The sequence below is a fragment of the Sulfurimonas sp. HSL-1716 genome (assembly GCF_039645975.1).
GTDB lineage: Bacteria > Campylobacterota > Campylobacteria > Campylobacterales > Sulfurimonadaceae > Hydrocurvibacter > Hydrocurvibacter sulfurireducens.
In genome coordinates this window covers 1,800,329-1,826,874 of sequence record NZ_CP147918.1, presented here as the reverse complement: position 1 = coordinate 1,826,874, position 26,546 = coordinate 1,800,329, and the positions used below count along the sequence as shown (strand labels likewise).

Below are 26,546 nucleotides of genomic sequence, written 5' to 3'. Positions count from 1 at the left end.
AAGATATGGTGAAAAAATATGCCTTAAGTGAAAAGCTTACGCTTATCTATACGGCATTTTTTCCATATAAAAAACAACAAACTTCATCGCATAGATACAGGGTCACCATAGGGATCGGCGGAAATGTCGGTGATGTTTTAAGAAGATTTAATCATCTTTTTTTTAAACTTAAGAAAGATAAACGGGTCGAGGTTTTAGAAACTGCGCCGATTTTGAAAAATCCGCCTTTTGGTTATTTGGAACAGGATGACTTTTTAAACTCCGTTGCAGTCGTAGCAACATCGATGCAGCCGAAATTTTTTCTCGCTTATTTAATGCGTTTGGAAAAAAAATTTTCAAGAAAACGCAGTTTTGCGAATGCGCCAAGGACTTTAGATTTGGATATTTTATTTTTTGACAACCGAGTTATAGATACGAAGTCTTTAAAAATCCCTCATCCCCACTGGATGAAAAGAGAAAGCGTAGTGATCCCATTAGCAAGTGTTAGCAGATGAAGATTTTAACATTTAGCGGTAAAACTCCGACAGAAGCATTGAAAAAAGCACAAGCTGCTGTCGGTGAAGATGCGATGCTTATCGAGACTCGCGAGATCCAAAAAAAAGCTCTCGGAAAAGAGCCGTTGTATGAGATCGTCGTCGGTGTGGATGAAAAACAGACGAAAAGCGCACGGCAAACAACCAGAACAAAACCTCTTGAGATGCAAAAACCCATAAAACAGGACAGTGAAGACGTCTACTATAATATTTCGCGTGCGGCAAGACAGATATCCGATATTGCCAAAGTAACGGACGAAGAGGTCTATAACGGTGAAAAAACCGTGCTTGCGCAAGCACCTCAGCCTAAGGAGCTCGTGGATATCAAAGCCGAACTCTCAAAGCTCGGAGACAGGGTAAAACTGATCCAAAACATGTTCTGGCAGGAACGTTCACCGAATTTAGACCGTGCAATTCCCTCGGAGTTCGCAGAGATATACAAGATGGCGCTGGAAAGCGGTATGAACAAGGAACATCTCGATGAGATGATGCATCTGAGTCTTGAACATATGCCGCTTAAGATGAGAGAAAATTCAGAGACCGTCAAAAGATATTTTAAATCGATCCTTAGAAAAATGGTTCCGGTTAGAATGGAGAGTCTTCCGACGTCCAACAGCAAGAAAGTGATCATGCTGGTAGGTCCTACCGGTGTCGGAAAAACCACATCCATTGCAAAGCTCGCTGCAAGATACTCGTATCTGATGGAGAAAAAATATAAGGTCGGACTTGTGGTTTTGGATACGTACCGTATAGGTGCAGTAGAGCAGCTGATGCAGTATGCGAGGATGATGAAGCTCGGTATCGAGACCGTAGTAGATCCGCCGGAATTCTCGAGTGCACTGAACTCTCTTCGGTACTGCGATTATATTTTGATTGATACGATGGGCTCAAGTCCCTATGATAAAGGTAAAATAGAGAAGATATACGAGTGTTTGAACTCCAATACCACGGAGTTCAATATCGATGTCGTTTTGGTTATGCCGAGCTCTATAAAGTACGAAGATTTAAAAGCGACGTACGATAATTTTGAAACGCTTGACGTGGATACCATGATGTTCACAAAACTGGACGAGACAAGAGGATTTGGGAATATCTTTTCACTGGTATATGAGACCAAAAAACCTATCAGTTATTTTTCCGTCGGTCAGGAGGTTCCTGAAGATTTGGTAGTGGCGGACAGCGACTTTTTGGTCGAATGTCTGCTGCATGGATTCAGCCGGAGCAAATTATGATGGGGCATCAGGCAGAAAAGCTGGAAAAACTGGTAGCATCATCGACAGCCAAGAAATCCAAAAAGACCAGATTCGTAGCCATAACAAGCGGTAAAGGCGGTGTCGGCAAAAGTACCATCAGTTCGAATCTGGCATATATACTGTCGCAAAACGGTCTTAATGTCGGTATCTTCGATGCGGATATCGGTCTTGCGAACTTGGATGTCATGTTTAACGTGAGCATAAAAAAGAATATCCTGCATGTATTAAAAGGCGAAGCGAAAGTCGCAGATATTCTTATCCCTATAACAAGAAATCTTATTCTTATCCCCGGTGACAGCGGAGATGAAATCCTGAAATATTCCGATGAAGCATTATTTACAAGATTTATGCAAGAAGCCCAGGTACTCGATAAGCTTGACGTCATGATCATAGATACCGGCGCGGGGATCGGAGAGCATATCCAGATGTTTTTAAATGCGGCGGACGATGTTGTAGTGGTGACCGTTCCCGATCCTGCGGCGATCACCGATGCATATGCGACCATCAAGACCATCTCATCCGTGAGAAATGATATTTCTGTTATAATGAATCAGGTTAGAGGCGAAAAAGAAGCTACGGCAGTATTTGACAAGATTAAAAAAGTCGCTTTGTCGAATATAAGAGAAGATTTGAACCTTGCTTATTTGGGCAAAGTGAACGCAGACTCAAAAGTTTCCATGTCCGTGAAGCAAAGAGAGCTTGTAAGTGTCGTAAGCCCGTCTTCGCAGTCAGCGGTCGATTTAGAGCTGATAGCCAAGGAGATAGCGAAAAATTTGGAACGAAATGTGCTAGTTTCATCAAACGAAAGCGGATTAACGGGGCTTTTTAGACGTTTAATGCAGCATTTTTGATCAAAGGGGCGAAAATTTTATGTTAGCGGCGAATTTTGTATCTTTTTTTACAGTGCAGGGTTTTTTTATCGGGCTGGTTTTTGGATTGTTAAAATCCGACAGCGCCGACGGCTTGCTTACTTATACGTTCTTGATCAGCGTGTTTTTTTATCTGTTTTCGCATGTGATCGTCGCATTTTATTTTCGAACACTCTCCGTAAGAACATACAGTTTTGCAAAAAGCCGTCATGAGTCCAATCTTGACCAGATCGTAAAAGAGATAAATAAACGTGAAAAAGTGATCGATACCGCGCATAAGATCACGGATGTGGCCGCTAAGATGAATACCCAAGACGAGATGAAGGCTGCGGCATGATACATGCATATGAGAACGAGCTCAAATACAAAGAGGATGAACTGGCGATCGCATATCTTCCTGCAGTGAAAGCTATGGCGTTCAGACTTAAAGAGAGGCTGCCTAGCTCTGTCGATTTCATGGATCTTAGCGCTATAGGAACAGAAGAGCTCGTAAAACTTGCCAGAAGGTACGATGAGGCGCAAAACGACTCGTTTTGGGGATATGCCAAAACAAGGGTTTACGGAGCGATGCTCGATTATCTGAGATCGCTTGACGTTTTGAGCCGTTCAAGCAGAAAGCTCGTCAAGAGGATCGATTATCTTGTAGAGGAGTATCTTCTGACTCATGATGAAGAGCCGACGGATGCGCAGCTCGCCCAGATGATCGAAGGGGAGAGTGAAGAAAAGATACACGAAGCCCGCATAGCGTCTTCGATATATGCCATCTTGCCTCTTCAAGACCAGCTCAATACCGGCGATGAAGGCGAAACTTTAGAGCGGGTCGAGAAGGAACAGCTTGTCGAGGTTATAATGGACGTTTTATCAAAATACAGCGAACGGGAACAGATGGTGATTCAATTATATTATTTTGAAGAGCTGACCTTAAAAGAGATCAGTTCGATCCTGGATATTACAGAATCAAGAATCTCACAGATTCACAAATCGGTGATTAAAAAAATCCAAGAGAGTATAGGAGCATAAGATGGCAGATATACTTTCCCAAGAAGAGATAGATGCGCTGCTCGACGTCGTGGATGACGGCGAGGATATTTTAGAAGAAGCTTCAAGCGACGAGATCTATTCACAGCGTCAGATAACGCTTTATGACTTTAAACGTCCAAACCGTGTATCAAAAGAGCAGCTGCGTGCATTCCGCGGTATCCATGACAAGATGGCACGTTCATTGTCGTCGCAGATATCTTCCATCATGCGTTCGATCGTAGAGATACAGCTGCATTCGGTCGATCAGATGACTTACGGCGAGTTCTTGATGTCTTTGCCGAATCCGACGAGCTTCAACGTCTTTTCGATGAAACCGCTTGAAGGCAACGGCGTTTTGGAGATAAACCCTTCCATCGCTTTTCCAATGCTTGACAGGCTCTTAGGCGGAAAAGGCGAGCCGTTTGAATCCACAAGGGAGTTTTCAGATATAGAACTCAGTTTGTTCGAGACTATTTTACGCGTTATGATGTCAACCCTCAAAGAGGCATGGGGACCTGTTACGGATCTGTATCCGAACGTGGAATCAAAAGAGTCAAGCCCCAATGTCGTTCAGATCGTTGCGCAAAACGAGATCGTCGTCATGGTCGTTATGGAGATCATAATCGGGCACAGTTCGGGTATGATGAACATATGTTATCCCGTTATATCTCTTGAACCTGTTCTACCGAAACTGGCAAGCAGAGATTTGATGCTTAACGAAACAAGTTCCAAAAAAAGCAGAAATCAGGAACTGCAGGTTCTTCTTGGCGGGGCGCAGGTAAATATCGAAGCAAACTTAGGCTCTGCAGAACTCGATATGAGAGAGGTTTTGGACCTTAAGATCGGAGATATTATACGTTTGGATGCAGATGCCAATGATATAGTTACTCTTTCAGTAGACGGAAAGGTGAGGTTTAAAGGTGAGATCGGTCTAAGAAGATTTAGAAAATCCATACAGATAACAGAGATCGTAAAAACGGAAAAAGATGCAGTGAAGCGCTCGTTGGAAAACTTAGAAAGACAGCGTAAAGCAAAAATAAGTATTGCAAAAGATATTATAAATGAAGATGAGACCGAAGGTGAGGAGTAATTAGATGGAAGAGTTTATTAAGCTGTTTGAACGTGAGACCGTAGCTACAATTGAGAGTTTAATCGGACAAGCTCCATCTATAGTGAAAAAAGAGGAGGAGACGTTATCGATAATTTCTAATATCCTGCCTCCTATATCTCTAATAAAAGTAGCGGTCAGCGGAGATATAGAGGCAAATATCATGGTTGCTATGTCTCCTGCTCTTGCAACCGCTCTTGGCGATATGATGCTCGGTGGCGAGGGCGAGAGCAAAGAGGATATGAACGAAGAGGATCTGGATGCTACCAAAGAGATCGTCTCTAATATTATGGGAGCAATATCAAATACTCTCGGTGCTCAAAAAGAGCTGCCGGTGATAACGTTAAAAGTAGATAATATCGAATTTATAGGAGATGACGGAGATATAAATCTTGACAGTTACAGCAAGATGTATGTCTATACTTTCACTCTTGGAGAGATAAACTCTTTGATGATGCTTATTACCGATAATACGTTTGAATCATCGTTTCGCTCCGAAACTGAAGGACAAGAGCAAGGCTCTGCAAAAGAGCTGACGCCGCCTACGATCTCTTCAAAATCGAACGAAAACAGCAATCTTGACTGCGGCGATATGAAAAACATCTCTTTGATACTCGATGTCAAATTACCTGTAAGAGTCAGAATAGGTAAAAAAAGGATGCTTCTAAAAGATGTCCTTAACATGGATATCGGTTCGGTGATCGAATTGAATCAGCTTGCAAACGATCCGCTGGATATTTTGGTGGACGATCATGTGATCGCACAAGGTGAAGTCGTTATCGTAGATGGAAACTTTGGAATACAGATCACGACCATCGGTACGAAAAGAGAAAGACTCAATCAGTTAAAATCTTAAACGGTATAAAAAGCCATAAGAGCATACTTTGCATAATGTTATAATTTCATCATAGATTTTATTTTAAAAAAGAGAAGTGATGAAAAAAAAAGTTTTGGTAGGTATGAGCGGAGGTATAGACTCAACCGTATCGGCACTCATACTAAAAGAAGACGGATATGAGGTCGAAGGTATTTATATGCGCCTGCATACAAAGCCGGGCTATCATGAGATCCATCAAGCCAGAGCTCAAAAAGCTGCAGATTTCGTAGGTATGAAACTCCACATAGTAGACTTAGAAGATATATTTAAAGAGAAAGTATTTGATCCTTTTATCAAAACGTATGAGGCGGGAGAAACTCCAAACCCGTGTGCGTTATGCAATAGAAGCTTGAAATTCGGCGAGATGGTAAAATTTGCCGATACTATAGGTGCTGATTACATAGCGACCGGGCATTATATTCAGCAAGACGGAAAATATCTTATGCAGGCCCAAGATGATACAAAAGATCAAAGCTATTTTTTATTCTATATAGATAAAACAATAGTTCCAAGGCTCTTATTTCCTATGGGCAGTCGTAAAAAAAGTGATATTAAAAAGCTTGCGGCTTCCATTGAAGGTTTAGAATCCTTTGCTTCTCAGGCAGAATCAAGCGAGATATGTTTTGTTGAAAATACTTATGTTGATCTTTTAAAAGATTATGTGCAGGTAGATCAACCCGGTGAAGTACTTGATATGAACGGCAATGTCGTGGGCGAACATAAGGGATACATGCATTATACGATCGGCAAAAGAAAAGGCTTTACCGTTCGGGGTGCGCATGATCCGCATTATGTAGTGAGCATAGATCAGAAGAAAAATCAGATCGTAGTAGGAAAAAAAGAGGACCTTGCCTGCTACAGCGTCACACTGCGTGATATTAATATGTTTGACGAGAGAACCGATTTTGAATCTACCGTAAAGCTGAGATATAGAACAAAAGCCGTAAAGTGCAGCGTTAAAATAGACAATGGTATTGCAGAAGTTAAGCTGCATGAAGCGGTGTTCGGTGTTGCAAAAGGACAAGCCGCAGTATTTTACGATGAGGACAAGCTAATAGGCGGCGGCTGGATATCTTAAAAATAATATTTTTTCATAAATATCACTGATAAAAGTGCAAAAGAATTACGTAAATCAACAAAAAGACGAAAATTTTAAAAATTCGGTAAAAAACCTCTTGACAATGGATAGATTTTTCCCTATAATTCCCGTCCACAAACGAAGAGACCTAAAGTTTAGGGATTTAAAGAGAGATAAGAATTTCACGTTTGAGATCATTGAAAACTAAGCAAGTAGACGACGGGGACGGCTAACGAGAGTTAGGGTTGTCGGAAGTTTACTTAAAGATAACTATAACATAACCGTCTATTTAATACTATTTATTAAATGGATACTTTTTAAAAAATAAAGCCAATGATTTTTATCTTGGGCTTTGGTTCAAATAATTCAATTATGGAGAGTTTGATCCTGGCTCAGAGTGAACGCTGGCGGCGTGCTTAACACATGCAAGTCGAACGATGAATAAGAGCTTGCTCTTAGGATTAGTGGCGCACGGGTGAGTAATATATAGTTAATGTGCCCCAAAGACCGGGATAGCCACTGGAAACGGTGATTAATACTGGATACACCTTTTAAGCAGAAGCTTAAACGGGAAATGTTTTTTCGCTTTGGGATCAGACTATATCCTATCAGCTAGTTGGTGAGGTAAGGGCTCACCAAGGCAATGACGGGTAGCGGGTTTGAGAGGATGATCCGCCACACTGGTACTGAGACACGGACCAGACTCCTACGGGAGGCAGCAGTGAGGAATATTGCACAATGGGGGGAACCCTGATGCAGCAACGCCGCGTGGAGGATGACGCATTTCGGTGTGTAAACTCCTTTTATGAGTCAAGATAATGACGGTAGCTCATGAATAAGCACCGGCTAACTCCGTGCCAGCAGCCGCGGTAATACGGAGGGTGCAAGCGTTACTCGGAATCACTGGGCGTAAAGGACGCGTAGGCGGGTTGTCAAGTCAGGTGTGAAATCCTACAGCTTAACTGTAGAACTGCACTTGAAACTGGGAGCCTAGAGTATGGGAGGGGGAGATGGAATTAGTGGTGTAGGGGTAAAATCCGTAGATATCACTAGGAATACCGAAAGCGAAGGCGATCTCCTGGAACATAACTGACGCTAAGGCGTGAAAGCGTGGGGAGCAAACAGGATTAGATACCCTGGTAGTCCACGCCCTAAACGATGTTCACTAGTCGTCGGGATGCTTGTCATCTCGGTGATGCACCAAACGGATTAAGTGAACCGCCTGGGGAGTACGGTCGCAAGATTAAAACTCAAAGGAATAGACGGGGACCCGCACAAGTGGTGGAGCATGTGGTTTAATTCGAAGATACGCGAAGAACCTTACCTGGCCTTGACATTGATAGAATACTGTAGAGATACGGTAGTGCCTTTCGGGGAACTTGAAAACAGGTGCTGCACGGCTGTCGTCAGCTCGTGTCGTGAGATGTTGGGTTAAGTCCCGCAACGAGCGCAACCCTCGTCGTTAGTTGCTAACAGTTTGGCTGAGCACTCTAACGAGACTGCCTTCGTAAGGAGGAGGAAGGTGAGGACGACGTCAAGTCATCATGGCCCTTACGGCCAGGGCTACACACGTGCTACAATGGGGCGTACAGAGAGTTGCGATACCGCGAGGTGGAGCCAATCTCTTAAAGCGTCTCTCAGTTCGGATTGTTCTCTGCAACTCGAGAGCATGAAGCTGGAATCACTAGTAATCGTAGATCAGCATTGCTACGGTGAATACGTTCCCGGGTCTTGTACTCACCGCCCGTCACACCATGGGAGTTGATTTCACCCGAAATCGGGAAGCTAACCTTCGGGGGGCTACCGCTTACGGTGGAATTAGCGACTGGGGTGAAGTCGTAACAAGGTAACCGTAGGAGAACCTGCGGTTGGATCACCTCCTTTCTAGAGTAAAGAGATATCATTCGTTTGATATGCTCAATATAAAGAAAATCTCACACGAGAAAAAAATGTTAGTTGTTCAGTTGTCTGCTTGCTTAGTTTTCAGTGATCTATGTTATTTCACATATCGACCGATTATTCTCGGGCCTATAGCTCAGCTGGTTAGAGTGCACCCCTGATAAGGGTGAGGTCAGAGGTTCAAGTCCTCTTAGGCCCACCATTTTTGAGTTATAGTACTTGAAAAATGAAGAAGAGAATAAAGAAGTTTAACACCAGACCTACAGAGGTAGGTTTAGTGTTAGACTTTAAAAGTCTAAGAAGAGTTCATTAAATTAATATTGTCAAAGTCAACTAAAGTAAAGAATAAACAAGGTTTATTTTTGAAATAACAACTACAACAGATCGCTGTCTTATGTTAAGTAAGGCAGTGAGCGCAAATTAGAATAGTACGCCAAAGGAAGTAATTCCTTAGGCTGCGCTAACGCTAAGTTCTCTTCGACAGAGAGTCCAATCGCACTAGTGCGATGAGCTTACTGCTGAAGTAAACCCAGTGTTAACGTAGGTATTCGGACTTTGTTCGGATAACGTATCATATAAAAAAAAGATATTAAGGGCCATAGGTGGATGCCTTGGCTGGTAGAGGCGATGAAAGACGTACTAGGCTGCGAAAAGCCTCGGGGAGCTGCCAAGAAGCTTTGATCCGGGGATTTCTGAATGGGGCAACCCGGCATGGCGCGAGTCATGTCACCCTACGGGGGGCGAACGAAGGGAAGTGAAACATCTCAGTACCTTCAGGAAGAGAAATCAAACGAGATTCCCAAAGTAGCGGCGAGCGAAATGGGATTAGGACAAACCTGGTGCTTGCACTAGGGGTTGCGGACTGCATACGGTATTTGAGTCGATAGATGAGCCATTTGGAAAGATGGGCCATAGAGGGTGATAGCCCCATAATCGAAATCGACGATAAGCCAGCAGGATCCAGAGTAGGTCGGGACACGTGTTATCTTGACTGAAGCCGGGGGGACCACCCTCCAATCCTAAATACTACTACCAGACCGATAGTGAACCAGTACCGTGAGGGAAAGGTGAAAAGAACTGCGGTGAGCAGAGTGAAATAGAACCTGAAACCTATGGCTTACAATCATTCGGAGCACTATTATATATAAGTGTGACGGACTGCCTTTTGCATAATGAGCCTGCGAGTTGTGGTATCTGGCGAGGTTAAGCGAACGCGAAGCCGTAGCGAAAGCGAGTCTTAATAGGGCGACATAGTCAGATGCTGCAGACCCGAAACTGAGTGATCTATCCATGAGCAGGTTGAAGCTGGTGTAAGAGCCAGTGGAGGACCGAACCCATTGACGTTGAAAAGTCTCGGGATGACTTGTGGATAGGGGTGAAAGGCCAATCAAACTCAGTGATAGCTGGTTCTCTCCGAAATATATTTAGGTATAGCCTCGAGCATTAGCATACAGGGGTAGAGCACTGACAGGGCTAGGGCTGCCTACCGCGGTACCAAACCCTATCAAACTCCGAATACTGTATGTGCAACCTCGGGAGTCAGGCGGTGGGTGATAAAATCAATCGTCAAGAGGGGAACAACCCAGACTAGCAGCTAAGGTCCCAAAGTTACATCTGAGTGGAAAAGGATGTGGAGTTGCTGTGACAACCAGGAGGTTGGCTTAGAAGCAGCCATCCTTTAAAGAAAGCGTAACAGCTCACTGGTCTAGCGATTCTGCGCCGAAAATATAACGGGGCTAAGATGTACACCGAAGCTCTAGATTCATAGTTTACTATGAGTGGTAGGAGAGCGTTCCAAACAGCGTAGAAGCCATACCGGCAAGGAGTGGTGGAGCGTTTGGAAGTGAGCATGCAGGCATGAGTAGCGATAAAAGGGATGAGAATTCCCTTCGCCGTAAACCCAAGGTTTCCTACGCGATGCTCGTCATCGTAGGGTTAGTCGGGACCTAAGTCGAGTCCGAAAGGGGTAGACGATGGCAAATCGGTTAATATTCCGATACCGACGGTTGTTCATTTGAGTGATGGGGGGACGCATAGAGTTAAACGAGGTCACTGATGGAATAGTGGCTCGAAGGGTGTAGGATGATAAGCAGGCAAATCCGCTTATCGCGAATCCGAGACCTGACAGGCAATCCAATCTCTTCGGAGAGCGGGTTGAATCGTTGATACTGTCGTGCCGAGAAAAGCCTCTAAGCGAGAACAGCCGTTGCCCGTACCGTAAACCGACACAGGTGGGTGAGATGAGTATTCTAAGGCGCGTGGAAGAACCCTGGTTAAGGAACTCTGCAAACTAGCACCGTATCTTCGGTATAAGGTGTGCCTTAATCGTTAGGAGATTTACTCTCCAAAGCGATCAAAGGCCGCAGCAAAGTGTCCCTCCCGACTGTTTACCAAAAACACAGCACTCTGCTAACTCGTAAGAGGATGTATAGGGTGTGACGCCTGCCCGGTGCTTGAATGTTAAAAGGATTTGTTAGCTCTGCGAAGCATTGAATTGAAGCACAAGTAAACGGCGGCCGTAACTATAACGGTCCTAAGGTAGCGAAATTCCTTGTCGGTTAAATACCGACCTGCATGAATGGCGTAACGAGATGGGAGCTGTCTCAACCAGGGATCCAGTGAAATTGTAGTGGAGGTGAAAATTCCTCCTACCCGCGGAAAGACGGAAAGACCCCGTGCACCTTTACTATAGCTTGACATTGCTATTGGGATATCCATGTGCAGGATAGGTGGGAGCCGTTGATGTAGAAACGCCAGTTTTTACGGAGGCATCCTTGAGATACCACCCTTGGATATTCTGATAGCTAACTTGGTACGATTATCTCGTGCGAGGACAATGTCTGGTGGGTAGTTTGACTGGGGCGGTCGCCTCCTAAAAAGTAACGGAGGCTTACAAAGTTCGGCTCAGAAGGGTTGGAAATCCTTCGTAGAGTATAATGGCATAAGCCGGACTGACTGTGAGACAAACACGTCGAGCAGAGTCGAAAGACGGTCATAGTGATCCGGTGGTTCTGAGTGGAAGGGCCATCGCTCAAAGGATAAAAGGTACGCCGGGGATAACAGGCTGATCTCCCCCAAGAGCTCACATCGACGGGGAGGTTTGGCACCTCGATGTCGGCTCATCGCATCCTGGGGCTGGAGCAGGTCCCAAGGGTATGGCTGTTCGCCATTTAAAGCGGTACGCGAGCTGGGTTCAGAACGTCGTGAGACAGTTCGGTCCCTATCTTCCGTGGGCGTAGGAAAGTTGAGGAGAGCTGACCCTAGTACGAGAGGACCGGGTTGGACGTGCCACTGGTGCACCAGTTGTTCTGCCAAGAGCATCGCTGGGTAGCTACGCACGGATGTGATAACCGCTGAAAGCATCTAAGCGGGAAGCCAACTCCAAGATGAACTTTCCCTGAAGTACGCTTGAAGACTACAAGCTTGATAGGCTGGATGTGTACGCAGAGTAATCTGTTTAGCTGACCAGTACTAATAGTACGTTCGTCTTTTTTTTAGCTCACTGCCTTACTTAGTATAAGCAAAGTGGTCTGTTGTTGTAAATGTTGACTTTGATAATAAACTCCTCAAGTCCAAGCAGTTGGATATAAGCGCATCCCGGTGCTTTTATATCCGATTGTCTAGGTGGCTACAGAGAGAGGGAAACGCCTGGCCCCATTCCGAACCCAGAAGCTAAGCCTCCCATCGCTGATAATACTGCACCTTTCAGGTGTGGAAACGTAGGTCGCCGCCTAGTTATCGGATTTACCCTTCCTTTCAAATTATTTTTTTCCTTTGACTCTTTACATTTAAATTTCTATACAACACTACTATGTTAAAATCACGATCTATTTACTTACAAAGAGATATATTTGAAAAATATCGTTGTAGATCATCTTTATAACAATCAAAATATTTTTTTAACCGGCGGTGCGGGTGTCGGCAAAACCACATTGGTCAATGAGATTATTGAAACCTTTGAAAAAGATTCAAAAAAGATCGCAAAATTGGCTTCTACTGGAATGGCAGCTACATTGATTAACGGTCAGACACTGCATAGTTTCTTGGAAATCGGCATATGTAATAACCTCTCAGAACTAGAACAATCATCCAAGATAAAAATCAGTAAAAAATTAAAGAACATCCTTTTTGGCATAAGTCTGATCATAATAGACGAAATATCTATGATTAGTTCCTCTTTATTTGATCTTATAAGATTCAGATTGCTTCAAGCGGAATATAAAGGTGCCGTTTTGGCAGTCGGAGATTTTTTACAGCTTCCTCCCGTTGTCAAAGGATATGAATCTGTCAATTTTGCTTTTGAGTCGCAGGCATGGGCAAAGTTAAATTTTTTAACCATTGAACTTACAAAAAATCATAGAATTGATGATGAAGATTTTATCTCTTTATTAAATCGTATAAGATTTGGTCAATTGGACACTTCTTCGGCTGAAATATTGAATAGTTTTGTAAAACCTTTTACCGAAGATCTAAAAAACTTTACTCTTCTTTTTGGAAAAAACAGCAGCGCTTCTTCTCATAATAAAAGACAGCTTTCTTATATCGACGGTGATCTGCATATAAAAAAATGCGAGATAATAAAACATGACGATTCTGTTACAGATACTCAAGTTGAGCGTTATTTAAGTGACTCCAGAGTAATGAAAGAATTGGAGTTGAAGATCGGTGTTCCCGTACTTTTTACCAAAAACTCTTGGAATCATTTTAACGGTGAACGGGGTGTGGTGGTCAATATCGACGAAAGATACGTTTATATTCGAAAAAGTGATTCTACCATCGTAAAACTTGATCAGAGTGCTCAACATAAAACTATCTGGATAGAACAGGAAAACGAAGGAAAAAAAGAGAGCGTAGAGAAGAAGCTTTTTTCTGTTTACCAATATCCTATCGTATTGGCATTTGCAATAACGATACATAAATCTCAAGGAATGAGTATAAAAGATCTGATAATTGAAACAAATGAGATATTTGCACCTTCTCAGTTCTATGTTGCGCTTTCCCGTGCTACGTCTCAAAAAAGGCTGATATTGATAAAACCCAAAAGAGATTGGAGAGAACTTGTTTTTGTAGATAAAAAAGCTGTGGAATTTACTATGGAAAATAAGCCGAGAAGCGAGATTCTCGGCTTATTATAAAACAATTATAGATCGTTTTCGTGTTTTGCAAGGTAGTCTGCTACGCCTTCAGTTGAAGCTTTCATCCCTTCGTCGCCTTTTTGCCATCCTGCAGGACATACTTCACCATGCTCATTGGTAAATAGCATTGTATCTACCATACGGATCATCTCATCGATGTTGCGTCCGAGAGGAAGGTCATTGATCACGGCATGACGAACAGTACCGTCCGCATCGATCAAAAATGATCCGCGCAGAGCAACGGATTCACCGAAAAGTACATCGTAATCTCTTGATATCTGTTTGCTCAAATCTGCAACAAGTGGGAATCTTACTTTTCCGATACCGCCTTTTTCAACAGGAGTTTCTCTCCAAGCAAAGTGTGAGAATTGACTGTCAACCGATACGCCTATTACATTAATGCCGCGGCTTGTAAACTCTTCTATTCTATGAGAGAACGCTATAATCTCAGAAGGACATACAAATGTAAAATCTAACGGATAGAAAAAAAGTACGGCACCTTTTTTTCCTAAATTTTCCATCAAGTTAAAGTTTTCGACGATCGAACCGTCTGCTAAAACCGCAGTTGCAGTAAAATCCGGAGCTTTGTTTGTTACTAACATTTTTATTTCCTTATAAAATTTATTTATGGAGAAAGTTTACCCTATAAAGATTAAATAATTTATTGTTTTTTTAATAATTGTTTTTTTTTAAATATCCTTTAGATATAATCACGATGACTTATGAGGCAAGACCTCGTATTTCAATAAAGGAAATCGATGACTAAAGAGTATATTTTTACTTCAGAGTCTGTAACAGAAGGGCATCCTGATAAGATGGCAGATCAGATCAGTGATGCAATTTTGGATTATATTATTGAGCATGATACGTCAGCACGTGTAGCGTGTGAAACATTGGTATCGAATGGTTTTTGTGTAATTGCAGGCGAACTGAAAACAACGGCTTATGCGCCGATGCAGGTAATAGCGCGTAAAGTGATCCAAGAGATCGGCTATACGGATGCGACATATGGCTTTGATTATAGATCGGCTGCTGTTTTAAACGGGATCGGTGAGCAGTCTCCTGATATCAATCAGGGGGTTGATCAGGCAAGCGGTGAAATAGGCGCGGGCGATCAAGGTTTGATGTTCGGTTACGCTTGTAAAGAGACCGATGTTTTAATGCCTTTGCCGATATATTTGGCTCACCGTTTGACCGAGCGTTTGGCGCAGGTCCGCAAAGACGGTACGGTTCCCTATCTGCGCCCTGACGGCAAAGCACAGATAAGTGTCAAATATATAGATGACAAACCGGTATCAGTCGAGACTATTGTAATATCTACACAGCATGCCCCTGACGTATCTCAAGAGAAAATTCATGAAGATATGATCAATGAAGTGATAAAAAAAGTAATTCCGGAGGATATGATAAGCGAAAATATCGTTTATCATATCAATCCGACAGGAAAATTCGTGATCGGAGGACCGCAAGGCGATGCAGGACTTACGGGACGTAAGATCATTGTCGATACATACGGCGGATCTTGTCCTCATGGCGGCGGAGCGTTTAGCGGAAAAGACCCTACGAAAGTCGATAGAAGTGCGGCGTATGCAGCCCGATACGTAGCCAAAAATTTGGTTGCGGCCGGTGCGTGTGAACGCGCGACCATTCAAGTGGCTTATGCCATCGGTGTCGCAAAGCCCGTATCGATCATGGTAAATACGCATGGAACTGCCGTTGTATCTGAAGAGATGATAGAAAAATGTGTTGCAGATCTATTCGATCTTTCGCCAAAAGGGATCATAGAATCTCTAAACCTGCTTCGTCCGATATACAGAAAGACTGCTGCATACGGACATTTCGGTCGTGAAGAGGATGAATTCACATGGGAAAAAACAGACAGAGCGGAAGATATTAAAAAGTATCTCTCGATCTAAGAAGTTTTCTTTTGCATAAGGCGTATAATGCGCTTTTATGTGAAAGAATAAATATATGTAATTATAATAAATTTTACATCAAGAAAAGTGTAACATATCGTGATTTTCACATCAAATATCGTCGGCTTTTAGCTTGATTTAAAATAGTTTTGTTTATAGTTACTTGAATTAAAAATAGGAGATAACATGGCAGTAATTATTAACGATATATGTATAAACTGTGGTGCTTGTATAGACGAATGTCCGGTAGAGGCAATAGTAGATGAGGATGATAACCCGACGGGTGAAGAGTTATATTATGTATATCCAGATAAATGTGTAGAATGTATCGGTCATCATGACGAGCCGGCATGTGCTACAGCATGTCCGACTGAAGGATGTATCACATGGGATATGCCATTTGACTCTGCTCATAAAGATTTCTTTGCAGGTGCTAACTATGTCGGCGGTAAAAACTACGTAGTAGAAGATGCTGATGCAGAGATGCCGTCTCGCGACGATGTTAGTGCAGACGCTCGTAAAAACCGCGAGAACGTAGTAGATTAATTAAACTTAATTATAGGCGTCTTTATAGATGCCTATAAACCCCTCTTTTTTTTCTAAATCATTTGTCTTTTTAACACAATATCCGCAGGTTTAAATAAAAATATACTTTTATTTGGGTATAATTCCACTCTATTTTTTTATATATACTAGGAGTACTGATGGAACGTACGTTATCTATCATCAAACCTGATGCTGTTGCAAAAGGTGTTATCGGTAAAATTTTGGATCGTTTTGAAAGCAATGGTCTTAGAATAGCAGCTACAAAAAAACTTCAACTTTCTCGTAAAGATGCAGAGACTTTTTATGCTGTTCACAGCGAGCGCCCGTTTTTCAATGATTTAGTTGATTTTATGATAAGTGGACCGGTTGTTGTATCTGTACTAGAGGGTGAAGACGCGATGAAAAAAAATCGTGATCTTATGGGGGCTACAAACCCTAAAGAAGCAGCAGCTGGTACTATCCGTGCAGATTTTGCGGAAAATATCGATGCTAATGCGGTTCATGGAAGCGATTCATTGGAAAATGCTGCAGTGGAGATAGCGTTTTTCTTTGCGGAAAAAGAGATTTCGTAATCCGTTTTTATGACCGTTAATTTTAGAAAAGTTACTAAAACACCATTAGACTTTGATATAAGGTCTGATAATATTGTTTTTAAAGGTAGTTTGAAGTATGATGGCGAAAATCTTGTACTTTTGCAAGCTACTATAACCGGATCAATCGATTTGGATTGTTATCTCTGCTCAGGCGATGTAGTGCTTCAGCTTAATGAAGATGTCGAATTTTTGATAAGCAACGGAGTTTATAACGGAATGAGAGAAGATTATGATGTCGTAGAATCTTTTGACGGAAATATTGATATCGAAGAGTTACTAAACTCCGAAATAGAGTTGATAAAGAGTGGCTATCATAGCTGTGAAGATTGTAAATAAGAGGAAAGGAAATTAAAAAATGGCAGTACCAAAAAGACGTGTGTCACATTCACGTTCTGCAAAACGCAGAACTCATTATAAAATCAGTTTGAAACGTCCTGTAAAAGACGTTGACGGAACATACAGATTACCACACCACATTAATCCAACTACCGGTGAGTACAAATAATCAATGGTGAAAATCGCTATTGATGCAATGGGCGGGGATTTCGGTCCTGAGCCTATCGTAAGTGGAGTTGTTCTTGCTCTAAAAAAAAGAAAGTTTCACCCTATTTTAGTTGGTAAAAGAGATGAAATTTTATCTTTATTACCCAAGGGATATAAAGATAAAGTTTCTATAGTCGATGCTGATGATCTCATCAGCATGCATGACGCTGCGACCGATGCTTTAAAACGTAAAGAAAGCAGCATTTATAAAGCGATCGAACTAGTAAAAGAGGGACATGCCCACGGGATCGTCTCTGCCGGACACAGCGGTGCGACAATGACACTCGCTACTCTTCGATTGGGAAGACTCAAGCATGTCCTTCGTCCGGCGCTTGTAACTTTGATGCCTACAAAGATCGGACGCCGTTCCGTTTTACTCGATGTGGGCGCCAATGTCGATTCAAAGGCTGAGCATTTAGTGCAGTTTGCTATAATGGGCGGATGTTACGCAGAAGATATGCTTAAAATATCCGAGCCGAGCATCGGCCTGCTTGCAAACGGCGAAGAGGACTCAAAAGGCAATGATCTCACTAAAGAAGCTTTTAAACTCTTAAAAGGCTATAAAGGTTTTAAAGGCAACGTCGAAGGCAGTGATATTTTTAACGGCAGCTGTGACGTGATCACATGTGACGGGTTTGTGGGTAACCTGGTGTTGAAAACTTCAGAAGGAGTGGCCTCTACCATCAGCATCTTGATAAAGGACTATATCCGTAAATCGCCCATAGCGATCACGGGTGCGCTTTTAATGAGAAAAGTTTTCAAACTTCTTAAAAAAGAGATCGATTATGCCGAGATCGGCGGAGCTCCGCTGATAGGTATAAAGGGCTGTGCAATCGTCAGCCATGGAAAAAGTAATTCAAAAGCTATCAAAAATGCTATATTTCAGGCTATCAGGTATATAGATACCGGTGTAAATCAGCATATAGAAGACCGTTTGGAAGCTATGAAATCAAAGGAAAAATAACGATGTATGCAGCTTTTCGCTCTATTGGAGCCTATGTACCTGAAAAAATATTGACAAACGAAGATTTGGAAAAGATGGTAGATACGTCCGATGAGTGGATAACCAAGCGTACAGGCATCAAAGAGCGCCGTATCGCATCTGAAAACGAAACGACCAGCGATATGGGCGTCAAAGCTGCATCTTTGGCTATCGAAAGATCGGGTATCGATAAGAGCGAGATAGATCTTGTCGTCTGTGCGACGATATCACCCGATTACTTATGTATGCCCTCTACTGCTACGATTATAACCGACAAACTCGGTCTTGGTAATATTATGGCATTTGATATATCTGCGGCATGTACGGGATTTATCTATGCTCTGAATGTAGCTAAGGCTTTCGTGGAATCGGGCTTGAAAAAAAATGTTCTCATTGTCGGAGCGGAAAGGCTGAGTAAGATCACCGATTACAGCGACAGGGCTACATGTATCCTTTTCGGTGACGGTGCAGGTGCTGCTATGATAAGTGCGACTGAAGATAAGAGAGAAGCTATTATCGACGTGCATACGGGCAGCGACGGTTCTTATGCCGAACTTCTTATGACGCCAAACGGCGGATCGGGTTCGATCCATGACAGTCTTACGGCGGAATCCGCGGGAGCATTCATGCAGATGAAAGGCAACGAGACTTTTAAAGTCGCCGTCAGAACGTTGACAAACGATGTCAAAGAGATACTCGAGACAAATAAGATCTCATCTGATTCTATTAAGCATTTTGTCCCGCATCAGGCAAATTACCGTATTATCAAAGCCGTAGGCGACGCTTTGGAGATGAAAGACGAACAAGTGGTGCTTACCGTTGCAAAATATGGGAACACTTCCGGGGCGTCTATCCCTATGGCGATCAACGATATATATGAAAGCGGAAAACTAAAAGCGGGGGATATGATGCTTTTGGATGCTTTTGGCGGCGGACTGACATGGGGAAGTGCATTAGTCCCTTTTTCTCCAAAAAAATAGTTTTAAGATCCTAAACTCCGTTTGAAACAGAGGCAGCCATGTTAAATAAATCTTTTATGACGAATTTCATATCTCTTCTTTTGATAGGTATTGCTTTTATCGTTCCAAAAGAGTTCTCAAAATATTTTTTATATGCGGGGTTATTTGCACTTTCAGGCTCCGTTACCAATCAGCTTGCTATCCATATGCTATTTGAAAAAGTTCCGTTTCTTTACGGTTCGGGTGTTATAACTTCAAGATTTGAAGGATTTAAAGCAAGCATCAAAAATCTTATGATGAGAGAGTTTTTTACAAAAGGGCAGCTTGACAGTTTTTTTGCTAAAGAGGAAAAAAAGCTGGATCTTGTCCCGATAATAGAAGAGACGGATTTTTCTCCGGCATACGACGCGCTTACAAAGACGGTCATGGAATCATCTTTTGGCAGCATGCTCGGTATGTTCGGCGGTGAAAAAGCGCTCGAAGCCCTTAAAGATCCGTTTAGTAAAAAAATGAAAGATGCGGTTTTAAAGATAGTAGAATCCGATGCGTTTAACCAAACGATGCAGAACCATTTGAAAAGTTCGAGTCTGAGTCAGGATATGCTTGATTCGATCGAAAAGCTTATCGATACGAGACTTTGTGAAGTCACTCCGCAGATGGTCAAAGAGATGATCGAACGCATTATCAAGGAACATCTCGGCTGGCTTGTTGTATGGGGAGGAGTATTTGGCGGACTCATAGGAGTCGTAAGTTCGATACTGCTATAAAGCCCCGGTATCAGACGACTTTGATCGTTACTTCGGCGATCTTTATGATGTCGCCTGAGACTATTTTTGCTCTTTTCCTCAGTTCTGTCTCGCCGTTTCTTTTTACATGGCCCTCGGCAATGAGGATCTTCGCATCTGCTCCGCTGTCTACGAGGTCTAATACCTTTATAAGTTTATAGAGTTCTATATAATCATCGGTTAATCTGAATTCCATTATCTTGGGGACCTTTTTGTTATTTTTCTTTTCTTTTGCGCTGCAGGTTTTCTTTTTTGAGGTGTTTTTGGTTTTTCGGTGTTTTTAACGCTCTTTTTCGGACGGTTCGGTTTTATATCGTCACTCGCGGCTTTTTTGGTGATATCGACCTCAAATCCTTCTAGCTCTACCCTCGGTATTTTGACATGTATGAGTCTTTCTATGGTTTTCATCTGCTCTTTCTCATTGATATCAAGCAGGGTGATGGCTTCGCCGTCGTTTCCAGCACGCCCGGTTCTGCCGATACGGTGTATATAATCTTCTGCGACAGAGGGGAGCTCGTAGTTGATTACTTGCGGGAGCTGCTCGATATCGATTCCGCGCGAAGCGATATCGGTTGCGACCAAAACTCTTATCTCTTTTTTCTTGAATTTAGAAAGTGTTTTGTTTCTCTGCGCAAGCGTCTTGTCTCCATGAACCACTTCGGTTTTCAAACCGTCGAGCTTCAGCTCCTGAGCCAGAATATCCGCACTCTTTTTCGTACGGGTAAAGACAAGTACCTGCTGGTAATTTTTTGAACCGATCAAAAACGAGAGCAGTTCGGCTTTTCTGTCTGCATCTACGAGATAGATGATCTGCTTGACAGTATCGACGGTCTTGTTCTGTTTTGCTGTTTCTATGAACTCAGGCTTTTTCAACAGAAGGCGCGAAAGTTTTCTTACTTTGTCGTCATATGTCGCGGAGAACAGAAGCGTCTGATGCTTTTTGGGAAGCTCGGCATGGATAAGTCTGATATCTGTCACAAAACCCATGTCAAGCATTCTGTCCGCTTCATCGACCACAAAGATCTCCAAGTGCTTCAAATCTATGCTTTTATTTAATATGTGCTCGCGAAGTCTTCCCGGAGTGGCGATGAGTATGTCGATGCCGTTTTTAAGCCGTTTTTCTTGGGACTCAAGACTTTTTCCTCCGACAAGAAGCGAGAACGAGCTGCCCATATATTTGGCATATTTTTTACCTTCTGCTTCTATCTGGATCGCCAGTTCGCGCGTGGGGGTCATCACTACCACTCTGACTGCCTTTGGAGAAAGAGGTCTGTTGTCTCTTAGTCTTTGAATAATAGGAAGTAAAAATGCAGCAGTTTTTCCCGTACCCGTCTGAGCGGTTGCAAAGATATCTTTTTTAGCAAGGACAAGCCCTATTGTTCTGTCTTGTATGGGTGTCGGTTTTTCATAACCCAACTCGCCTATCGCGTCTAGTATAGGTTTGATGAGACCAATTTTTTCAAATGACATCTGTAAATCCTTTCGGTAGCATAATTTTAGCATTTTAATTGATATAATTACACCGATATTAGAAGTAACAGGCATATTTTATGGTTAGAAAATTTTTTAAAAAAAAGAGTTCCGGCGGGAAGCTTGACCAGTTTATAGAAAAATACAATATTCCAAGAGCTTATCTCTCGACAAACAGAAAAAACATATCAAAAGGTGTTTTTATAGGGCTTTTTATAGGATTTATTCCCATGCCTATGCAGATGCTCGCTGTCGTTGCCATGATGCCTTTTGCTAAGTTCAATGTCCCAATAGCGATCTCCATGGTCTGGCTGAGTAATCCTTTTACGATGCCGGCCATGTATTATATGGAGTACCTCACGGGAAGCTTTTTTTTAGGAACGCAGGTTGCACCTGTTGAGATAACGATGCAGTGGTTCAGCGACAATCTGAAAAATATATTTGTGCCGCTGTATGTAGGTACGCTTTTTTATTCGGTCACTGTTTCTAGCGCTATGTATTTTTTGATAAACTTTTTATGGAAGCGCTCAGTTCATAAAGAGAGAAATTCACTAAAAGACGACGAGGAGTGAAAATTGAGTAAACATAAGATGATCTTTTTAAAAGACTACAGGGCTCCGGATTTTACTATTGAGAAATGTTATTTGGAATTTGACATTTTTGAAGAGTATACGATCGTCAAAAATAGGATGAACGTAGTTCAATGCTGCAACGATATTTATGACGTCAGATTTAACGGAGTCGATCTGGAACTGCTCTCTTTTAAAGTAGACGGAAAAATACTCAGCAGGGATATGTATAAGGTAGATGAAGAGAGCCTGACCCTTTACAATGTATACGGAAATTTCGATCTTGAGATAGTAACGAAGATATACCCGCATAAAAATACGGAACTCGAAGGTCTGTATAAATCAAACGGAATGTTCTGTACGCAAAATGAACCGGAGGGTTTTAGACGTATCACCTACTTTTTGGACAGACCGGACGTGATGGCAAAATATACCGTAAAAGTGATCGCCGATAAAAGATACCCGATGCTTTTGAGCAACGGAAATAAAAAGGAAAGCGGCGAGATAGACGCCCATCGCCATTTTTGTGTCTGGGAAGACCCTTTTGCAAAGCCTTCGTATCTTTTTGCTCTGGTAGCAGGAAATCTCGGTTTTGTAAGTGACAGCTTCAAAACGATGACCGGCAGAGAGATCGAGCTGAATATCTATTGCGATCTTGGAAATGAATCAAAATGTTTTCATGCCATGGAGTCTTTAAAAAAAGCGATGAAATGGGATGAAGAAAAATATGGCCGCGAATACGACCTGGATATCTACAACATAGTCGCAGTCGATAGTTTTAATATGGGAGCTATGGAGAACAAAGGGCTCAATATCTTTAATTCCCATTACGTGCTTGCGGATAAAGAGAGCGCGACGGACCAGAATTATATGGGAATCGAGAGTGTGATAGCCCATGAATATTTTCATAACTGGACGGGAAACCGTATTACATGCAGAGACTGGTTTCAGCTGACGCTTAAAGAGGGGCTCACCGTTTATCGCGATCAGACTTTTAGTGCGGATATGAACTCTAAAGAGGTTGTACGTATAGACAACGTAAAATCTCTGCGCGAGCGTCAGTTCGTAGAGGATGCGGGACCGACGGCACATCCTGTACAGCCTGACTCGTATATCTCGATGAATAATTTTTATACGTCGACTGTTTATGAAAAGGGCGCTGAGATCATAGGAATGTACCATACGCTTTTAGGTGAAGAGAATTATAAAAAATCCATGAATCTTTATTTTGATACTTTTGACGGACAAGCCGTCAGGGTCGATGATTTTTTCTGGGCGATGGAGCAAAACTACGAGGGAGATTTGAGCCAGTTTAAGAGATGGTATCACCAATCCGGCACGCCGACTCTGCAAGTCAGCGAAAGTTATGCCGAGGGTACATTAAAGCTTACGTGCAAGCAGATCGTACCGGCGACGGTGGAAGGCAAAGATCAGCTGCCTTTCATGTACCCTTTTAAAATAGCTTTGTTCTGCGAGAACGGGGAGTTTATAAAAGAGGAGACATTGACCATCAAAGAGGAAACGGAACTCTTTACGTTCGAATTTCTTCCTTGCAAGCCGAAACTCTCTTTAAACAGAGGATTCTGCGCACCGATAAAAACGGTCTATGAAGATCAGGATTATCCGTTTTTGATGAAATACGACAATGACAGTTTCAATAGATATGAAGCGGCTCAGGAGTTTGCACTGCGCACTTTAAACAAGCTCATAGATACAGGTACGATCGATGAACTCTATGTGCAGTCGTATAGAGAACTTCTTGATGCCGATACGGACCTGATGTATAAAGCGCAGCTTTTGGAGCTTCCGAGCATATCGAACCTGATGCAGACAAGAGAAACAATAGATTTTGTAAAATTATGCGATGCAAGAGAATCACTGATCCGACATATCGCGTCTATATATAAAAAAGAGTTTTTCACCCTTTATAAATTGAACCACGACGGTGAGAATGAATCCGTCTCTTCCGATGCGATGGCTGCAAGAGCTCTAAAAAACAGAGCTCTGCAGTTTCTTTGTTCGCTCAAAAGCGAAGATATTCAAGAGATATGCACTAAGCAATACTATGATTCTAAGACCATGAACGATAAAGTGACCGCTCTTTCGCTGCTGGAAAACTATTTTAGCAAAACTGCGGAATCGGCACTAAAAGATTTCTACGACAAATATAAAAACGATATGCTGGTAATGAATAAATATTTTACAGTCATCTCTTCTGCAAAACGAGAGGATGTGTTATCAAGAGTCGTCGAATCGCAAAGAGACGAAGTATATGATGAAAAAGTGCCAAACCTTGTCCGCTCATTGATCTACACTTTTACAAGAAACTACCGTTACTTTCATGCAGATGACGGAAGCGGCTATGAGTTTATCGCCGACAAAGTAATAGCGATAGACAGGATAAACGCACAGATAGCTTCAGGGCTTGCAGGTGCGTTCAAGATATACGGGAAACTGGACAGTTGTCACAAAAACGTGATGAAGGTTCAATTGGAGCGCATTCTTGCAACGGACAATCTTTCGGATAATACATATGAGATAGTTTCTAAAATTTTGGATAAAAAATGAAACATAACCAACAAATAGGATAATTTTTTAAAAAATTAAGCTTTATTTTTGAAAACTAGCACTACAATAAGGAGACATTATAATACTATCATAAAATATTCTTCTTGAGTAGTGTTGTGATTTTTAGTTATATTATTTGATACGAGGAGTAGGCATGGCAAGATTAGTTGTTCTTGGCGGAGGGGTTGCAGGTCATACAGCCGCTACATTTGCAGCAAAATGGTTAGGTTCTGAGCATGAGGTTGTAGTAGTTACACCTAACGCGAAGTGGAACTGGATTCCTTCAAACATCTGGGTTGGTGTTGGAGAGATGAGTAAAGAGGATGTTACGTTTGATTTGGCACCTGTGTACCAAAAAGCAGGTATAAATTATAAACAAGCAAAAGCAGTTTCTATTAATCCTGAAGGTAAAGAGGGTTCAGACAAACCTTTTGTTACTGTAGAGTTTACAGGACAAGGTAAAGTCGGTGAAACTGAAGAGGTTCAATATGATTATCTGATCAATGCAACTGGTCCGAAACTAAACTTTGCTGCTACTCCAGGTCTTGGTGATGCAAACGGTTTAGGTGAGTTTACAGTTTCAGTTTGTACGGCAGATCATGCTGTTCATGCAAATGAAGAGTTCCAAAAAACAATCGAGAAGATGAAAAAAGGGGAGCGTCAAAAATTCCTTATCGGTACAGGTCACGGTATGTGTACTTGTCAAGGTGCGGCGTTTGAGTATATCTTCAATATCGAGCATGAACTAAGAAAAGCAGGTGTCCGTGATATGGCGGATCTACAATGGATATCTAACGAATCGTTCCTTGGCGACTTCGGTGTCGGCGGACTTCATATGAAAGCTATGGGCTTCGCGGTCAGTTCTAGAATCTTTGCAGAGTCTTTATTTGCAGAACGTAACGTTGAATGGACTATCGGTGCTCACGTAAATAAAGTTGAAAAAGGTAAAGCGCATTATGAACTTCTAGACGGTTCAATGGGTGAACATGAATTCGATTTCGCGATGCTTATCCCTCCGTTTGCGGGTGTCGGCATAAAAGCATATGATAAAGCCGGTGAAGATATCACTGCGACAGTATTTGCTCCAAACGGATTTATGAAAGTTGATGCAAACTACGCTGCTGGTGCATATGAGAACTGGAAAGCTAGTGACTGGCCACGTACATACCAAAACCCTACATATAAAAATATGTTTGCTGCGGGTATCGCATTTGCTCCTCCGCATGGTATATCTAAACCGATGAGTTCACCAAACGGAACTCCGATCAATCCGACTCCTCCACGTACAGGTATGCCTTCAGGTATTATCGGTAAAGCAGTCGCTCACAGTGTTTGTGATTTGATGACAAAAGGTGAAAGTGCTCACTTACATGAAGCTTCAATGGCTGAAATGGGTGCTGCGTGTGTTGCATCGGCAGGTAAAGGTATCTTCACTGGTACTGCAGCGGCTATGACTATCTATCCTGTTGTACCGGATTTTGAAAAATATCCTGGAACAGGCCGTGATACGGATTATACATTTGGTGAAATCGGTCTTGCCGGCCACTGGATCAAACATATCCTACACCACCTGTTCATCTATAAAGCTAAGCTAAATCCGGGCTGGACTCTGATTCCAGAATAAAAATAAAATAAAGAAAAGGAAAGAATATGTCAAAATACGGTGAAAAGAATATCAAAGCTTACGGAAACAACTTTACTACAATGACACCTGGTCCATTCGCAAGATGGATGAGAACTTGTCTTATTTGGCAATTTTTACGTTTTATCGCGATCAATATTAAAATGATCGTGGTCGTCGGAAAAAGCCACTAAATTATTGCGAATCGGATTTTTCCCGATT

Annotated in this window: 23 protein-coding genes, 1 tRNA gene, 3 rRNA genes and 1 pseudogene; 25 read left to right on the top strand and 3 right to left on the bottom strand. The window is 42.3% G+C overall.

What is annotated here, in order from left to right; all coding sequences use genetic code 11:
* Positions 1-5 precede the first annotated feature (5 nt).
* The 13 genes from folK to WCY03_RS09210 all read left to right on the top strand — a co-directional run bounded on the left by folK (position 6) and on the right by WCY03_RS09210 (position 13,772).
* The gene (gene folK / locus WCY03_RS09270) at positions 6-494 is read left to right on the top strand and encodes a 2-amino-4-hydroxy-6-hydroxymethyldihydropteridine diphosphokinase (RefSeq protein ID WP_345992316.1); all 489 of its coding nucleotides are present in this window, start codon (positions 6-8) and stop codon (positions 492-494) included.
* A complete protein-coding gene (gene flhF, locus WCY03_RS09265; RefSeq protein ID WP_345992314.1) occupies positions 491-1,765 on the top strand; it encodes a flagellar biosynthesis protein FlhF in 1,275 nt (424 codons plus the stop codon). The genes folK and flhF overlap by 4 nt, the downstream gene beginning before the upstream one ends.
* Positions 1,762-2,637 carry a P-loop NTPase gene (locus tag WCY03_RS09260; RefSeq protein WP_345992312.1) on the top strand — a complete coding sequence of 292 codons (876 nt, stop codon included), beginning with the start codon at positions 1,762-1,764 and terminating at the stop codon, positions 2,635-2,637. The genes flhF and WCY03_RS09260 overlap by 4 nt, the downstream gene beginning before the upstream one ends.
* Before the next feature lie 19 nt (positions 2,638-2,656).
* Positions 2,657-2,992 (top strand): hypothetical protein, encoded by a 336-nt coding sequence (locus WCY03_RS09255; protein ID WP_345992310.1) that lies wholly within the window; start codon positions 2,657-2,659, stop codon positions 2,990-2,992.
* Complete coding sequence (locus tag WCY03_RS09250) at positions 2,989-3,675, top strand: RNA polymerase sigma factor FliA (RefSeq protein WP_345992309.1); 687 nt, start codon at positions 2,989-2,991, stop codon at positions 3,673-3,675. Before WCY03_RS09255 ends, WCY03_RS09250 begins: the two co-directional genes overlap by 4 nt.
* A 1-nt stretch (position 3,676) precedes the next feature.
* Positions 3,677-4,765, top strand: coding sequence for a flagellar motor switch protein FliM (gene fliM, locus WCY03_RS09245; protein ID WP_345992307.1), 1,089 nt, complete (start codon positions 3,677-3,679; stop codon positions 4,763-4,765).
* 4 nt (positions 4,766-4,769) lie between these two features.
* Positions 4,770-5,639 carry a flagellar motor switch protein FliY gene (gene fliY / locus WCY03_RS09240; protein WP_345992305.1) on the top strand — a complete coding sequence of 290 codons (870 nt, stop codon included), beginning with the start codon at positions 4,770-4,772 and terminating at the stop codon, positions 5,637-5,639.
* Positions 5,640-5,718: 79 nt separating this feature from the next.
* On the top strand, positions 5,719-6,738 hold the full coding sequence (gene mnmA, locus WCY03_RS09235) for a tRNA 2-thiouridine(34) synthase MnmA (RefSeq protein ID WP_345992303.1): 1,020 nt from the start codon (positions 5,719-5,721) through the stop codon (positions 6,736-6,738).
* 369 nt (positions 6,739-7,107) lie between these two features.
* A 16S ribosomal RNA gene (locus WCY03_RS09230) occupies positions 7,108-8,622 on the top strand.
* A gap of 140 nt (positions 8,623-8,762) precedes the next feature.
* Positions 8,763-8,839 (top strand) — tRNA-Ile (locus tag WCY03_RS09225).
* A 377-nt stretch (positions 8,840-9,216) separates the two neighbouring features.
* Positions 9,217-12,133, top strand: a 23S ribosomal RNA gene (locus tag WCY03_RS09220).
* 124 nt (positions 12,134-12,257) lie between these two features.
* Positions 12,258-12,373 (top strand): 5S ribosomal RNA (gene rrf / locus WCY03_RS09215).
* The 16S, 23S and 5S rRNA genes sit together here with 1 tRNA gene alongside, the layout of an rRNA operon.
* Before the next feature lie 115 nt (positions 12,374-12,488).
* Positions 12,489-13,772, top strand: coding sequence for an AAA family ATPase (locus WCY03_RS09210; RefSeq protein WP_345992301.1), 1,284 nt, complete (start codon positions 12,489-12,491; stop codon positions 13,770-13,772).
* A 5-nt stretch (positions 13,773-13,777) separates the two neighbouring features.
* On the opposite strand, the gene WCY03_RS09205 is transcribed toward WCY03_RS09210, so the two are convergent.
* A complete protein-coding gene (locus tag WCY03_RS09205) occupies positions 13,778-14,374 on the bottom strand; it encodes a peroxiredoxin (RefSeq protein ID WP_345992298.1) in 597 nt (198 codons plus the stop codon).
* Between the two features lie 156 nt (positions 14,375-14,530).
* On the opposite strand from WCY03_RS09205, the gene metK reads away from it, so the two are divergent.
* The 8 genes and pseudogenes from metK (at position 14,531) to WCY03_RS09165 (ending at position 20,078) form a co-directional block, all read left to right on the top strand.
* Entirely contained in the window at positions 14,531-15,688 is a 1,158-nt protein-coding gene (metK, locus tag WCY03_RS09200; RefSeq protein ID WP_345992296.1) for a methionine adenosyltransferase, read from the top strand.
* 186 nt (positions 15,689-15,874) lie between these two features.
* A pseudogene (locus tag WCY03_RS09195) lies at positions 15,875-16,081 on the top strand (4Fe-4S dicluster domain-containing protein); the annotation flags it as partial.
* A gap of 311 nt (positions 16,082-16,392) precedes the next feature.
* Positions 16,393-16,806 (top strand): nucleoside-diphosphate kinase, encoded by a 414-nt coding sequence (ndk, locus tag WCY03_RS09190; RefSeq protein WP_345979374.1) that lies wholly within the window; start codon positions 16,393-16,395, stop codon positions 16,804-16,806.
* Positions 16,807-16,986: 180 nt separating this feature from the next.
* Complete coding sequence (locus WCY03_RS09185; protein WP_345992294.1) at positions 16,987-17,163, top strand: hypothetical protein; 177 nt, start codon at positions 16,987-16,989, stop codon at positions 17,161-17,163.
* A gap of 19 nt (positions 17,164-17,182) precedes the next feature.
* Positions 17,183-17,332 carry a 50S ribosomal protein L32 gene (rpmF, locus tag WCY03_RS09180; RefSeq protein WP_345992291.1) on the top strand — a complete coding sequence of 50 codons (150 nt, stop codon included), beginning with the start codon at positions 17,183-17,185 and terminating at the stop codon, positions 17,330-17,332.
* A gap of 3 nt (positions 17,333-17,335) precedes the next feature.
* On the top strand, positions 17,336-18,334 hold the full coding sequence (gene plsX, locus WCY03_RS09175; protein WP_345992289.1) for a phosphate acyltransferase PlsX: 999 nt from the start codon (positions 17,336-17,338) through the stop codon (positions 18,332-18,334).
* Between the two features lie 2 nt (positions 18,335-18,336).
* On the top strand, positions 18,337-19,332 hold the full coding sequence (locus WCY03_RS09170) for a beta-ketoacyl-ACP synthase III (RefSeq protein ID WP_345992287.1): 996 nt from the start codon (positions 18,337-18,339) through the stop codon (positions 19,330-19,332).
* A 38-nt stretch (positions 19,333-19,370) separates the two neighbouring features.
* Positions 19,371-20,078 carry a DUF445 family protein gene (locus WCY03_RS09165; protein ID WP_345992285.1) on the top strand — a complete coding sequence of 236 codons (708 nt, stop codon included), beginning with the start codon at positions 19,371-19,373 and terminating at the stop codon, positions 20,076-20,078.
* Positions 20,079-20,088: 10 nt separating this feature from the next.
* On the opposite strand, the gene WCY03_RS09160 is transcribed toward WCY03_RS09165, so the two are convergent.
* Positions 20,089-20,292, bottom strand: coding sequence for an RNA-binding S4 domain-containing protein (locus WCY03_RS09160; protein ID WP_345992283.1), 204 nt, complete (start codon positions 20,290-20,292; stop codon positions 20,089-20,091).
* On the bottom strand, positions 20,292-21,566 hold the full coding sequence (locus tag WCY03_RS09155; RefSeq protein ID WP_345992281.1) for a DEAD/DEAH box helicase: 1,275 nt from the start codon (positions 21,564-21,566) through the stop codon (positions 20,292-20,294). Before WCY03_RS09155 ends, WCY03_RS09160 begins: the two co-directional genes overlap by 1 nt.
* Before the next feature lie 80 nt (positions 21,567-21,646).
* Here WCY03_RS09155 and WCY03_RS09150 point away from each other — a divergent pair, with 80 nt between their 5' ends.
* The 4 genes from WCY03_RS09150 (at position 21,647) to WCY03_RS09135 (ending at position 26,518) form a co-directional block, all read left to right on the top strand.
* The gene (locus tag WCY03_RS09150) at positions 21,647-22,138 is read left to right on the top strand and encodes a DUF2062 domain-containing protein (protein WP_345992279.1); all 492 of its coding nucleotides are present in this window, start codon (positions 21,647-21,649) and stop codon (positions 22,136-22,138) included.
* Positions 22,139-22,141: 3 nt separating this feature from the next.
* Positions 22,142-24,703 carry an aminopeptidase N gene (gene pepN, locus WCY03_RS09145; protein WP_345992277.1) on the top strand — a complete coding sequence of 854 codons (2,562 nt, stop codon included), beginning with the start codon at positions 22,142-22,144 and terminating at the stop codon, positions 24,701-24,703.
* A gap of 154 nt (positions 24,704-24,857) precedes the next feature.
* Complete coding sequence (locus WCY03_RS09140) at positions 24,858-26,327, top strand: FAD-dependent oxidoreductase (RefSeq protein WP_345992275.1); 1,470 nt, start codon at positions 24,858-24,860, stop codon at positions 26,325-26,327.
* 26 nt (positions 26,328-26,353) lie between these two features.
* Positions 26,354-26,518, top strand: a complete 165-nt coding sequence (locus WCY03_RS09135; RefSeq protein WP_345992273.1) for a hypothetical protein — start codon at positions 26,354-26,356, stop codon at positions 26,516-26,518.
* Positions 26,519-26,546 lie beyond the last annotated feature (28 nt).